Consider the following 12,688-nt stretch of genomic DNA (forward strand, 5'->3'; position numbering starts at 1 on the left):
TGAATTACTTAGCAGCTAAAAAGTTAAAAATAAAATATGCTAAGTTTAATCATTTATAAGATATGTTAAGAATTTGAAAAATAAGGAATAACTAATTTAACGGTGGGGTAAATAGTATGATTAAAGTCTTACTTATCAAGATTTGAGATATTGTAGAGAAAAAAACGTATAAATTTGATAAAGGCTGTTGAACATTTGCTAGGCAGTTTTGAGTAAAAAGTACATTGTAAATCCTAAATACAGTGACTAAAGTATCCAACTGAAATAGATGGCTTTTCTGAAAAGCCAAAATAGAAAAATAAATGTGGAGCATTTATGAGAACTTTATACCAGTTTCCTTTATCTCATTTTTGTGAGAAAGCTCGCTGGTTGCTCGATCATAAAGAGCTAGATTTTGTCGCACAAAATGTGGTGCCTGGGGTTCACCGGGCTTTTGCACAGTTAAAGACCAGTCAAAATAAATTGCCTATTTTGCGTGATCAGGACAAATGGGTCGCTGATACCACTGAGATTGCGCTATATCTTGATGAGCGTTATCCAGAACATCGACTGTTACGTAATGAAGCACAGCTTCGTAAAGAGGCTTTAGATGTTAATGCGTTAGCCAATGACTTGGGATTGCATGTGCGTCGTTGGGGATTGGCACATGCATTGTCCGATAACGATCAATCGTTACAGATTATGTTGGGCGAAAAGGGGTATTTACGTAAATTTGAAAAATACACCAAACCTTTAATGAAAACATTGATGTCGAAAGGCTATGAGTTGAATGCAGAGAAAATAGAGCATTCCAAAGCTGAAATGCAGCGTTTAATTGAAGTATTGAATGATAAGTTAATTGCTAATCATGGACGTTACTTTGTCGGGGATCGTTTAGGTTTGGCGGATATTGCTGTGTGTTCGATGTTGGCGCCTGTGCTGGAGATTAAAGGGACACCTTGGGAAAAAGACCATGAGGAAAGTCTATCTGAAGAATTTAGTACTTATAAAACCTATTTAACCAATTTACCCTTGGGGCAGTATGTTTTAAGAGTCTATCAAACCGAGCGCAATGCTCGAGTCGACTGGCGCGGCGTTTAAAATAAGCTTAAGCCAAACAAGGCAAAGGTGATGTGTGACACAGACAGCCTTTGCCTTTCTTGTATTTTCAATATCATGATTTATATAAGCTAAATAGAAATTTTCTCAGTCTATTTATAACTTTGTAAAAGATCATGGCACTCTTTATCTAAAAAAGCTGATATCTTTTTATTAATCTGAAAATATATGAAAAAAATTGCAAATAAGCTTTATCTTTCATTTGAAATGCTTAATATGAAATAAACACCTATAAACATAAGTTGTCATGAGAGTTAAATAATGGAATTAGATCGTTTTGATAAGCAAATTTTAGAAATTTTAAGTAATGAAGATATCAATCTAAACGAATTATCAGAGCGTATTAATCTATCGGTTAGTTCAGTACATCGTCGTATTAAGCACCTCATTGATAACGACATTATGACCAAAGTTAAGCGTGATATTAACTATCAAAAGCTCGGTTTTAGTCTACATGTTTTGCTACAAGTATCTTTGAGCAAGCACGATACCGACACTTTTTCCAAGTTTTTAGAAGAGCTAGAAAATATTCCTGAAGTGACCAATGCCTTTTTAGTGACAGGGCAGTCGGCAGACTTTATTGTTGAAGTTGTGGCAAGAGATATGGAAAATTACAGTGATATTTTACTCAAACGCATTGGTAAAATCGAACATGTGGTGGCACTGCACTCAAGCTTTGTGATTAAAGAATATAACGTTTTTAACTGTAGTGGTTTGTTGAGCAAAGTCTAAGTCACGCTGAACTTATATGAGCCTAATGAGTATTAGGCTTCCTGCATTCAAAAGTTTGCATATTATCAGACATAACTTTTAGTCCTAATGAAGAGCACATGAGCTGTGTATGTTAGAGGTGCTAGCTACAGCAGGATGATGTTACTATTCAATTGGTCGTGAAAAACGCTCGGTGGTAAAGTTTTCTGATCTTTCGTGATCGCTTGTTGGGAAATCAAAAATTAGTGGCGGCGTGTAACCAATTAAAGCAAGACAGTCAACATTTAACGATGAATATCGATTTAAAAAAGCAAAATTTATTGAAAGTGTATTCAATCAGCCATAAAAAATGCGCTCTCAAAGTTATATTTGAGAACGCATTTTTTTAAAGCAGTAGATTAGGCGTCTAATTCTGCCAATACCGCGTCAGAGAATTCAACGTTGGTATATACGTTTTGTACATCATCTAAATCTTCAAGCATATCAATCATTTTCATAATCTTTTTCGCTTGATCGATATCGGTGATTTCGGCTTTAGTTGAAGGGCTCATGACCACTTCAGCATTGTCCGATTTTAAACCTGCAGCAGTCAAAGCATCTTGCACATCACCAAAAGATTCAGGTGTAGTAATGACTAAGATTTCATCTTCATCTACTTCGATATCTTCAGCACCTGCTTCAAGTGCCACGTCCATGATTTTATCTTCTAAAGATACATCTTCAAAAGTGATCTCACCACGTTTTGTGAACAAGAAAGCAACTGAACCGTTTGTGCCTAAGTTACCATCTGTTTTTGAGAAACAGTGACGGACATCCGGTACAGTACGGTTTAAGTTGTCAGTCATGGTTTCTACAATAACTGCAACTCCACCAACACCATAACCTTCGTAGGTAATTTCTTTTAAATCGTCGTTATCTTCACCACCAGCACCACGTTGGATTGCACGGTTGATGACGTCACGTGTCATATTCACAGAAAGTGCTTTTTCTACAACTGCACGAAGACGTGGGTTGCTTGCAGCATCACCACCGCCAAGCTTTGCAGCAGTTGTTAATTCACGAATAAATTTGGTAAAAAGTTTACCACGGCTAGCATCTTGTTTTGCTTTACGATGCTTAATATTGGCCCACTTGGAATGACCCGCCATGCGAAATATGCTCCTTGTAGATTGGCTTTGTGCCTATCAAATTGTGCAAATTCTACCATAAGCACTTTTTTATGCGAAAGTAGGTGTTTTTCTGAAAATCGCCTGAACAAACAAAAAAAGAATTAAAATTGTTTGAAATAAAGCCAGTTATTTAAAATTTACCGTGTGAGGCAGTTCACTTTAAAAATTAACTGTTGGGAAACTCTCACAGAGACCTAAAAGAATAGCGTCTTCAGATTCTTTTAGGTTAGTTAAACGACCTTATTGTGTAGCAGTTTTAGGTTCTGGAATTTCAATATCTAAACCAACATGCTCTTTATAAAGTGCTTTAATAAGCGCTAAGTCATGATCTAGGTCTGTTGGATAGATTTTTCCAAAAATACCGCCTTGCTTGGTTTTTGAGTTCGCGTACATCAGTACAATAGGGACATTTGCTGCTTTAGCAATATGCCAAAACCCAGTACGAATAGGTTTACGTACTTCACCTGTTTTGGCACGTGTTGCTTCAGGTGCAATGACTAAATTGAATTTTTCATTTTGGCTAAAGTGTTCAACCATTTGAGACACAATGTCTTTATTTGACTTACGATCGACCGCGATACCACCAATGGCTTCGAGTATGGGCTTCATTGGCCCTTTGAATAATTCTTTTTTAATCAGGGTGTGGATTTTCATATCGTAGATTTGAAAAATCGCCAGTGACAACACAGCATCCATCATAGAAGTATGTTCAAATCCAATAATGACTTGCTTGTCTTCCAAAACATTTGGTTCTACATGATATTTCCAGCCTGCGAGTTTAAACGCAGACTCACCAATGAATTTTTTTAACATAACCATAAAATACAAGTGTTTTTTAAAGAGGCTAATGTCTGCTTGTTTGCGGTTTGAGTCAAGTCCTACTTTATTGCACTTGCCGCTTTTATGAATGGGCTTGAATCCTAAGTAGTTGAAGAAGTGAAGGGTGGAAATGGAGCATTAAGATGTTTTAAATCTAATCGAATAGAAAATAAATATGATGAAAATGAAAATACCACTATTCATAAACGAAATGACAGATTAGACTTTGGTCTAAGACTAAAGTGTGCACTTTCACACTTTCACTTTGGTTTAACAAAGTTCAGGATTGTTAAAATGGCTTATCTTTCGACTTTTTTATGTGCAATAGGCCTCTTTGCTTTGGTTGTTGTATGGTCAATTATTGAGTTTTTTATTGAGTCACGAAAAAAAGAAGAAGCTGGTATTTAGTTTTTTATCCAATTGAATTAAATTTTATTATTCCAGTATTTATAAGCGTTTTTGAGTCTTAGTATGTGATTCAGCTTTTTGAGAGTTGGATTTTTGTTTAAATTGAAATATGTGACGATTTATCACAAGCTATGAAAATAATCATGCGCCTACTATACATCTACTTGTAGTCCAGATTTGTAGTTTTTAATGCTGAACGGCTTTGTTGCACAAAGATTTAAAAATTAAGATTTCCCATATCTACTCAAATTTAAGTGGCAACTTGGGTGTGAGGTCGGCCTAACTCTGTGAATTTATTTAATACTGCTACACGTGCATGCATCTCATTGACTTGGCTTTGAAAGTTTCTCGAACTGAGTTTATCCCCCAATAATTTGATGCAATGCATCTTAGTTTCGACCAAACTTCGCCGATGATAGCCTGACCATTTTTTCCATAGTGTCCTGCCTAAACGTTTAACTGTTCGAAGTAATTCATTTCGCTCTAGCGAGCTGATCTTTGTATCTTTCCAAGGTTTCGCATTTTTTCTTGGCGGAATCACCGCATGCGCTTGCCGATCTGCAATGACCTGACGGCATTGCTTGGTGTCATAAGCTCCATCGGTATAAACAGAGTCAATCTGATCATCTTGTGGAATCTGATCGAGTAAATCACCAAGCACTTGTGAATCACTCACATTATTTGTAGTGAGTTGAATAGCGCGTATTTGAAGGGTTTCAGCATCTATACCAATATGAAGTTTACGCCATTGGCGACGATATTCAGGTTGGTGTTTCTTACGCTTCCATTCACCTTCGCCTAGAAACTTTAAGCCAGTAGAATCGACGAGTAGCTGGAGACCATTACTGCTTTTTTGATAGTTAATTGCAATATCAATATGCTTTTGTCTTCTGCAGATGGTGGAATAGTCTGGTGCTGTCCAATCTAATCTACAAAGATGAATGAGACTTTGCACAAAGCCAGTGACCATGCGTAAAGACAATCGAAATAGGGATTTGATCATCAGACAGCATTGGATGGCTGTATCTGAATAAGTTTGATTTCGACCATGTTTACCTTTGGGTTGAGCGTACCATTGAGTCTTGGGATCGAACCAAATTGAGAGATTTCCTCGATTTATTAATGCACTGTTATAAGAAGACCAATTGGTTGTACGATAGATTTTAGGTGTGGGCTTATTCATTTGCGAATTATATTGCCGAATAAGACTTTATCGGTAGGTTTGTGCAACAAAGCCCTTTTTGTGTAAAACACAGTTTTAGCTGTTGACTTAGAGAAAGGAGTTCTATTTTCTTCACATCATTTCGTTTGTAGTCAAACTTGAGGTATATGAAAGGTTAGTGCAATGAACTCTGGGGAATTCAGTTTTGAGAGTGATGTCTTGCCATACTATTGAAACGAAATGTGAAAGCCGAAAAAATATTGTGTTTATCCAGCAGTTTTGTCAAGTCAGCAGAGTAGCGTTGAACAGCACGAGTGACATTTAAGCGAATATGGTTGTGCGAGAGCAAGCCTGAAAGGCTCACCATATAGTTGGCTATTTTGTTTGTGCTATAGTAAAGTCGTTACCCATAACAGGCAGAATAATATGAATATCTGTATTGGTGGCGACCTCGATGGTCAGGTAGTGGTTTCAGGTAAATTTCGGTTCAATGCGAGTGAGGTTGATAAGAATAAATCATCAAATTACATCAAACAAAAATACATTGTGGGCGATGAGCTTTTTGTTTACCTAATGAACAATAATCTATCAAAACAAGGTTGGATAGATACAAACCTAAGTGATATTTTTTAGTTAAATATTCTACTTGGATGGAATAAGCAATGAAGCTATTAACTTTGTTAGGTATTGGAGTTGTGGCGAGTTGTTGTTATAGAGCAAAACGGACTGCTACACAAAATTTATCACAATCAAATTTTGATAAAATTGTTCAAAAAGCTGTGCTACAGGCATTCTCCACCAGCTAGTATGTGTAAGAAATATTCAACAAATAAATGATGATAGGAGAACGTAATGCTCCGATTATTAATGTGTTTATTTAGATTTCATGGTGCAATTGAGTTTGATGGTGATGTAAAAGAGTGCCGTGATTGCTTGAAAAAAGTTGAATAGCTTGCCGAATGAATTACGACATATGAAACCTCGCTTAAGATGTATTATTAGTGGGGCTTTTATTATTTGGTTTTATAGGATAGACAAACTATAGCGAAATAATACTTGGATATGAAGTTTTCATAAATCAATAATTTATGCATGAAACCATGTGTAAGTTGAAATAACAAAACTAATAAAAAGCTGGGTTGGAATGTAACAGCTGAACGTGACCATAATATGGAGTTCTATTTTTAACTCAAAGGATAGTACTATGTTAAAAACCGTAGCTCTGATAGGAGCTGGTATAGCAATCGGATGCTGCTACCAGTCTTATAAAAAGGATCCACAAAAATCTAAATGTAAAAATTTAGTCAAATGTGGAAAATCAAATAAAGACAGCGATGAAGCTGTTAAGGAATAATTTCTTGCTTAGCATTATGAATTTAACAAAGGCCACTGTAATAGGTGGTTTTTTAATGGAAGTAATTTATGGATGTGAATGGGAAAGCACCCATCTAAAAGCCGTGCTCTAAACCGTTACCTAGAGCCAAAGAAAAGGATACAGCCCCAGCTCATGTAGTTATTGAGCATGGATAGGATATGTAGAAGAAACAGTCTAGTTGGGAGTGATGTTCAGTTATCCAAGAATATATGGCCGAATCTTGATGACCACGTTAATTATTTGTCTTTATTTGCTTTACATTAAAGTTGTAAAAAAGAAAAAATTATTTGGAAAATCTAATTAATCAGGTTTAGGACGGGGAAAGCAAGCACTGTTTCGAATTATTTTAAGCATACAATCTAAGAATAAAAAAGGCACATTTATCCTGTCATTTTTCTATGTGTGTTATGCAATATTTTTGATTATTAACAACTATTGATTTATATTCACCTAAAACAATGTCCTCAATAGCATTCATTGCTTCACGTAATTTTCTTTCGCTAACTTGCACATAACCTGCAGTTACATCGCGGTCATCTTCTTCTTTATGGTTGAGTAAGCGCTTAATTGTGTATCGACCATAATCCAAGTTTTCAGCGATAGAGCCAAATGTTCGACGTAGATCATGAAAACTAAATTCAATACCACAGGATTTATTGATTTTCTGACGTACTTTGGAAATATTAACAATATGACCAGAAGTCGATTTGGCAGAAGGGAATACCCATTCTGTAGTCGCTTGAGAGTGGCGTTTTTTCATTAATTGAAGTAGAAAATCACCCATCGGCAATGTGTGGGGTTCACCATTCTTAGGATCTATAGATGTAATGCGGCCATACTTTAAATCAACACTGGACCAAGGAAGTGACTCACATTCTTCGCGCCTAAATCCAGTCAAAACTAAAGTCAGTAAAAAATCACGGTTAGTTTCTAATTGTTGGCCACGATCTTTATACTGAAATACAGCTTTAATCCAATCAGGTATTTGGTCCTCATTGATATAAGTCTTACGTCGTCTAATTTTGTTCCAAGCATTTTTAGCATTTAAGGTTTTAATCGGATTGTGTGCATCAAGAATTGGCTTATCATTTTCATCCAGATAATGCTCAACTGAATAATTATAAATGGCACGAAAAACGCGCATTGCCATATTAGCTTGAGCCTTACTTCGTTGTGATAGCTCTATATGTTTGGCTTGAATCATAGTGCGAGAAATATCATCCAGCTTTAAATTATTCCAATCCTTTAAATAGTCATCAATCACGATGTTGTAATCTTTAATACTTCTTGGTTTTAAGGTTTTATGGAACAAATAATTATCAAAAGCTGCTTTTAATGTTGGTTTACTTCTTGATAGGTCTGTTTTAGCTTTCTCATCCGCGATTGCTTTGCGTTTCATTTCGTTTGGGTTGATGCCTTGCGTCATTTGAGCAAGCTTGTCCCGGGCAATGTCTCGCGCCTGTGCAAGTGTTAGATTGCCATGTAGACCAATTGTAGACCGTACTGTCTTACCAAGAACCTTCTTTTCAACAATATATGTTTTACAGGTTGAATTGACACGAATAGCAAAACCAATAAGTTCAATGTCACGATAAATGGCAGGAGTCATTTCGAGTTGGTCAATAAGTGTCTTTGTGAGCTTTACTCTGGATGATGACATCGCTAGAATCACTACCAATTGCAATACTTTGCAATATAGCACAATAATTTCTAGCGTCTACTATAGGACTACAAGTAAAAAATACTTGCTCAATAGTAAAATGTTAGATAGTATTGCTGCACTGCCAAGCTATTGAATATAATCGCTTTGCAATCTTATAGGGCCTATAGCTCAGTTGGTTAGAGCAGCGGACTCATAATCCGTTGGTCGACAGTTCAAGTCTGTCTGGGCCCACCATATAAAACAACCACTTACGTGTACTAATCGTAAGTGGTTTTTTTGTTTTTGCAAGCTAGTAAGCAAATGGTAAGCAGATGAAATCAACTTAAACAAACAGTTTTTTGTATAGTTCTTCTAGGTTTGGATCTGTGCTTGGAATGAAGTCTTGAAGTTTCGGGTGAATGCGGAAATCTGCTTCGGCTTTTGTAGATATCTCTTTAACTTCACTAGACCAGTTTTTCCTTCTGTATTCTCGCCAATTTAATTTAATTTTGAGTGGTCGACTGTATCCTTTTAATTCTATAAGGAAGATCTGATCACATAATTCATCAAATAAAAAGACATGTGAACGATGGAAGTGAGGATTTCTTTTTAGTAATAACTCTAATGAATTGATGAGGAGTGAACAGCAATCATTAGAAAGAGCGGTACTATTAATGGTTACTCCCCAGTGATGCAATAAATACAATGCACATAGGCTGTCGAGTGAGCCATAGCTTGCTATATGTTTTAAGCAACTCTTATCAAAGTCTTTAATACGTCCATTGGATGAAATGAATTCTACGATATGGTGAGGTAAAGTAGCTAATACTGATAATATAAGATCTTCATCAAATGTTTGATATTTAAAGATTTTCCATAGAGGATGGTTAATAATATTAGATGAGCCAGTACATTTAGATTCAACATTATTTATCTGGTATTTTTGTGGTGTGGATAACCCACATTTATACTTTGTAAATAAGTTCTGTACCTTGTAATCTTTGTGGTATCCATAAAAAAATTTCTCCATATCATAATCATTTTTATATTTCCCAAAGCTTACTAACTGATTATAAAAAAAGTCATACCAACTTATTGTTTTTGCAAAATCTAACCTAGTTCTTCGCGGGCGGCCCATGTATCACTCTGACTGACTAAAGTACAACTTATCTTAACTGAAAATTTAGAAAGAAAAACATTATTTTGCAAAGTATTATTCCAAATTGATTTGTGGTGTTATGACTCTAAATCAACAAGGACACAAAAAAATGTCATTTAAGCATAAACATAGGCCGATTACAGATGATCGACTTGTACTAACTACTAAAGAGACAGCTAGGCTCTTAGGGTATGCAGAACAAACTTTACGTAAGTGGGCTATATATGAAAATGGCCCAATTAATCCTATTAGATATGGACGTACTCTTCGCTGGAGTAAGGCAGAAGTCTATAAATTTGCCCGGGTGAAAGAAGACTAATTTTGAAGATGGTATGGACTAATTGCTCATACCTATTTACTAGGTTTCAACATGCAAAAAAAATCATTTGAAGTTCTGATCAAACTCAGAGCAGTTTTGATATTAGATTTACCAGACTTTATTCGAGGTTTTATCTTGAATCTTAAAAACAAGTTGGATGCTTACATCAAAAGAATTCTTAACACGGGGGCGAAATCGAATAAAGCCGTTGATGAATTTGAGGTCCTAAAATGGTTAGTCGATAAAACTTCTTTAGATTTGGAACAGATTCCAAAGCACAAACAGAAACATGTGCATGCTGTGCTGTTTACCTGTTTTTTTACTCAATTGTCCGAAGCCTTAGGTCTGCGGTTATCACAGCATATGCGATCGGATCCAAATCTGCAGCGTCATGTTCAATTGAGTGCCAGCACCTATAAAAAATACTTCAAGTTGCATAAAGACTTGAACCTCAAGTTAGAGCAAAACCAAATTTTCAATTTTTACCCTAAAAAATTATGGTGATTTTATGAGTCAAAATGATAAATCTTCAGTGTTAGACGAAGAAACCAAATTATTGGAAGAATGGGTCAATCAGTCCCTGAGCGAAAAAAAACAAATTTTGAATCAGCTCCTTGCGCAAGATCAGCAGGCACAGGAACTGTATGCTGCTGCTCACAAAATACATGTGGTGATTAAAAATAATCGGATAGTGACACAACAGAAATTATTAGCAGGCTTAACGCAATGGACTAAAAGTGCATCTATAGGACAACTAAGCGACCAACAAAAAGCAGCATTCATCTATTCCTATCTTTTGACTGCAGTCTTGTGCGAAATGCTGAAGGGAATCATCTTGTTAGAGCCTCAGATTACAAGGGATGAAAAGGATGAAAAGGATGAAAAAAAGGTTATTCTAAATAATTGTAAAAACAACAATAAAATCAATACAGTATCTTATAATTTAAAACTTCTTTTGCAAAAGCAGTTATCGAATACTGAGAAAAATAAACTGTTGTATAAAAAAGTTACACGAAAACTCCAAGCTATGGATGAATTTGATGCCAACGAGTTAAAAATTCTTTTAGAGCGTAAAACAATAAAAAATGATTTTGAACAGCTTAATCTTGGCCGCTATATTCAACAATTTATTATTGTTTTCAACGAGATTGCCAATAGTAGATTAAATTCAACAGTAATTAATGTTCAGGCTTTAATTAACGATATTAAAAAGGGTATGACCTATAAATCTGATTCAGGCACATCATCGTTGGATGTAGAGAATGAGGATACTGGACAAGATACAGACGTCAATATTTCTGATCCTGAACAGGATGAGATCGCCAAGCGGGTGAAGGGGAGTTTCGCTGATGACAAACAGAAACAGCTTGAAAAGCAAGCTAAGCGAATTCAGCGACGTGACTTAGCCTGTAAAACTAATCCGCTTTATCTGAAACCCAGTTTATTAACTGAGGTATATCAGCGATTGCACGAGAGTTATCAAGAAAATACGAGAAACGATGCATATCAATCGGCTTTAGCTGTGTGTGGTCTGATGTGTCTCTTGACCGGTCTGAGTCCAACGGTCTTTCAAAAGATCAAGTATTTGATTGGTATTGGTAGAATTAAAAAAAAATCAGTCAAAAAAGCCATCCGTTATTATTGGGTGATCGATCCCAAGCTGAATGCCAATCATTCCGGTGCCATGCAAGATAAAGCACAGCGTTATAATCGGGCCTTAACCCTGGAATGGCGCATACCAGCACCCTGGATCACCAGTTTAGAGGCTTTAGAGGAACCTGAATTTTGTGTGATTGAGTACAATAATTTTTTGCGGGAAGTCTTTAAAGAGCATCAGATTGGTGAAATCACCTGCGGGATGTTAGAGCGACAAATCTATTTCCATTTGGATATGGAGACTGGTGATAACCTAGTCGCACACTTGTTGGCTAATCGAGATACTCATCATATCGTGCAATGGAACTATGAAGGGCGTCAGATCGATCAAATCGACCAGCATTTTCAAGGCTATATTAATGTTCTATTAGACCGTAGAAAAGGTGATCCATGGATTGAGAATGAACACCCTGGTCATATTTTTCATCGTGAGGAACGTATTGGTAGTCAGCGATGCTGGACTGTAGAGGCCGCGAGTGAATTTTTTAATCAGCTTTATCATTTTGTCAAAAACACATTAGCCAATACTCAAGCGAATCTGATCGAGAAGCTAAATGCTTACAGCATTTGGATGTGGCATCTTTCCTTAATCTGCCTGACGGTACGTCCAATAGTCGGCATGCCGGGGTTACTCAAACATTACGATCCTAAGGCACAACTGCTTTATGTGCATGATAAAAAAACTGATTCACGAAAAGTAGGACGTCCTGTTCCTGTTACAGGCTACTGGCAGGATCATTTCAATGCATATCGAAAATATCTGACGCAAACCATCGAGACACTCGGGATAACTAGTTTTAAAGTGAAATTGGAAAATGATGGTTTTATGCTCTATGTCATCTCACATCCTCGGATCAAGTCCCAAAAAGGTCAGGTGAATCTTGCGGAAGTCGTGGAGCATTTGGAGTTACAGCCCATGTCTGCTGATTTTGTCACGAATTACCTTAAAGAGACCGTGCAGATTTATAAAAACTGGCCAAGGCATTTCACTAAAAATCATCTCGCCTTGAGTGGTGACATTCACAATACGCTATATACCCATGATAAGCAAAGCATGGGATTCAGTCACATTTCTGGATTAAGCCCTTATTTCTACAAACACGACATTCAGCAGCAAGTTAAAAGCTTGCTCAACAAACTAGAAATCGCAAAGCTTGAAGTGCTTTAAAG

The 12,688-nt window shown here is 36.4% G+C and carries 12 protein-coding genes and 1 tRNA gene; 8 read left to right on the forward strand and 5 right to left on the reverse strand.

Annotation, left to right across the window (positions count from 1 at the left end):
* Positions 1-315 precede the first annotated feature (315 nt).
* Together AC0KVP_RS07615 and AC0KVP_RS07620 are read left to right on the forward strand one after the other, a co-directional pair.
* Positions 316-1,080: a glutathione S-transferase family protein gene (locus AC0KVP_RS07615; protein WP_473340084.1), complete on the forward strand. Its 765-nt coding sequence runs from the start codon at positions 316-318 to the stop codon at positions 1,078-1,080.
* A 279-nt stretch (positions 1,081-1,359) separates the two neighbouring features.
* Positions 1,360-1,830, forward strand: coding sequence for an Lrp/AsnC family transcriptional regulator (locus AC0KVP_RS07620; protein ID WP_004693423.1), 471 nt, complete (start codon positions 1,360-1,362; stop codon positions 1,828-1,830).
* A 377-nt stretch (positions 1,831-2,207) separates the two neighbouring features.
* Here the strand turns inward: AC0KVP_RS07620 and AC0KVP_RS07625 are convergent, their stop codons facing one another.
* The 3 genes from AC0KVP_RS07625 to AC0KVP_RS07635 all read right to left on the reverse strand — a co-directional run bounded on the left by AC0KVP_RS07625 (position 2,208) and on the right by AC0KVP_RS07635 (position 5,388).
* Positions 2,208-2,957, reverse strand: a complete 750-nt coding sequence (locus AC0KVP_RS07625) for a YebC/PmpR family DNA-binding transcriptional regulator (protein ID WP_004980080.1) — start codon at positions 2,955-2,957, stop codon at positions 2,208-2,210.
* A gap of 261 nt (positions 2,958-3,218) precedes the next feature.
* On the reverse strand, positions 3,219-3,791 hold the full coding sequence (locus AC0KVP_RS07630) for a 1-acyl-sn-glycerol-3-phosphate acyltransferase (protein ID WP_473340088.1): 573 nt from the start codon (positions 3,789-3,791) through the stop codon (positions 3,219-3,221).
* Between the two features lie 664 nt (positions 3,792-4,455).
* Positions 4,456-5,388 (reverse strand): IS5 family transposase, encoded by a 933-nt coding sequence (locus AC0KVP_RS07635; RefSeq protein ID WP_473336427.1) that lies wholly within the window; start codon positions 5,386-5,388, stop codon positions 4,456-4,458.
* 405 nt (positions 5,389-5,793) lie between these two features.
* On the opposite strand from AC0KVP_RS07635, the gene AC0KVP_RS07640 reads away from it, so the two are divergent.
* Positions 5,794-6,000 (forward strand): hypothetical protein, encoded by a 207-nt coding sequence (locus AC0KVP_RS07640; protein WP_473340090.1) that lies wholly within the window; start codon positions 5,794-5,796, stop codon positions 5,998-6,000.
* Positions 6,001-6,571: 571 nt separating this feature from the next.
* The gene (locus tag AC0KVP_RS07645; protein WP_473340094.1) at positions 6,572-6,721 is read left to right on the forward strand and encodes a hypothetical protein; all 150 of its coding nucleotides are present in this window, start codon (positions 6,572-6,574) and stop codon (positions 6,719-6,721) included.
* Between the two features lie 409 nt (positions 6,722-7,130).
* On the opposite strand, the gene AC0KVP_RS07650 is transcribed toward AC0KVP_RS07645, so the two are convergent.
* Positions 7,131-8,402, reverse strand: coding sequence for a tyrosine-type recombinase/integrase (locus tag AC0KVP_RS07650; RefSeq protein WP_473340097.1), 1,272 nt, complete (start codon positions 8,400-8,402; stop codon positions 7,131-7,133).
* Positions 8,403-8,562: 160 nt separating this feature from the next.
* On the opposite strand from AC0KVP_RS07650, the gene AC0KVP_RS07655 reads away from it, so the two are divergent.
* Positions 8,563-8,639, forward strand: a tRNA-Ile gene (locus AC0KVP_RS07655).
* Positions 8,640-8,727: 88 nt separating this feature from the next.
* Here AC0KVP_RS07655 and AC0KVP_RS07660 read toward each other — a convergent pair.
* On the reverse strand, positions 8,728-9,522 hold the full coding sequence (locus AC0KVP_RS07660) for a hypothetical protein (protein ID WP_473340100.1): 795 nt from the start codon (positions 9,520-9,522) through the stop codon (positions 8,728-8,730).
* A gap of 100 nt (positions 9,523-9,622) precedes the next feature.
* Between AC0KVP_RS07660 and AC0KVP_RS07665 the strand changes: the two genes are divergently transcribed.
* Genes AC0KVP_RS07665 through AC0KVP_RS07675 form a run of 3 tightly spaced genes read left to right on the forward strand, consistent with a single transcriptional unit; the run spans position 9,623 to position 12,686 of the window.
* Positions 9,623-9,862, forward strand: a complete 240-nt coding sequence (locus AC0KVP_RS07665; protein WP_473340104.1) for a helix-turn-helix domain-containing protein — start codon at positions 9,623-9,625, stop codon at positions 9,860-9,862.
* A gap of 51 nt (positions 9,863-9,913) precedes the next feature.
* On the forward strand, positions 9,914-10,366 hold the full coding sequence (locus AC0KVP_RS07670) for a hypothetical protein (protein ID WP_004638703.1): 453 nt from the start codon (positions 9,914-9,916) through the stop codon (positions 10,364-10,366).
* 4 nt (positions 10,367-10,370) lie between these two features.
* Positions 10,371-12,686, forward strand: coding sequence for a hypothetical protein (locus AC0KVP_RS07675; protein ID WP_473340109.1), 2,316 nt, complete (start codon positions 10,371-10,373; stop codon positions 12,684-12,686).
* The last annotated feature ends 2 nt before the right edge of the window (positions 12,687-12,688 follow it).

This window comes from Acinetobacter sp. DL27 (assembly GCF_055810995.1).

Coding starts and splice junctions, on each gene's coding strand:
- AC0KVP_RS07615 (WP_473340084.1), top strand. CDS start 316: ATGAGAACTTTATACCAGTTTCCTTTATCTCATTTTTGTGAGAAAGCT.
- AC0KVP_RS07620 (WP_004693423.1), top strand. CDS start 1,360: ATGGAATTAGATCGTTTTGATAAGCAAATTTTAGAAATTTTAAGTAAT.
- AC0KVP_RS07625 (WP_004980080.1), bottom strand. CDS start 2,957: ATGGCGGGTCATTCCAAGTGGGCCAATATTAAGCATCGTAAAGCAAAA.
- AC0KVP_RS07630 (WP_473340088.1), bottom strand. CDS start 3,791: ATGTTAAAAAAATTCATTGGTGAGTCTGCGTTTAAACTCGCAGGCTGG.
- AC0KVP_RS07635 (WP_473336427.1), bottom strand. CDS start 5,388: ATGAATAAGCCCACACCTAAAATCTATCGTACAACCAATTGGTCTTCT.
- AC0KVP_RS07640 (WP_473340090.1), top strand. CDS start 5,794: ATGAATATCTGTATTGGTGGCGACCTCGATGGTCAGGTAGTGGTTTCA.
- AC0KVP_RS07645 (WP_473340094.1), top strand. CDS start 6,572: ATGTTAAAAACCGTAGCTCTGATAGGAGCTGGTATAGCAATCGGATGC.
- AC0KVP_RS07650 (WP_473340097.1), bottom strand. CDS start 8,402: ATGTCATCATCCAGAGTAAAGCTCACAAAGACACTTATTGACCAACTC.
- AC0KVP_RS07660 (WP_473340100.1), bottom strand. CDS start 9,522: ATGGGCCGCCCGCGAAGAACTAGGTTAGATTTTGCAAAAACAATAAGT.
- AC0KVP_RS07665 (WP_473340104.1), top strand. CDS start 9,623: ATGACTCTAAATCAACAAGGACACAAAAAAATGTCATTTAAGCATAAA.
- AC0KVP_RS07670 (WP_004638703.1), top strand. CDS start 9,914: ATGCAAAAAAAATCATTTGAAGTTCTGATCAAACTCAGAGCAGTTTTG.
- AC0KVP_RS07675 (WP_473340109.1), top strand. CDS start 10,371: ATGAGTCAAAATGATAAATCTTCAGTGTTAGACGAAGAAACCAAATTA.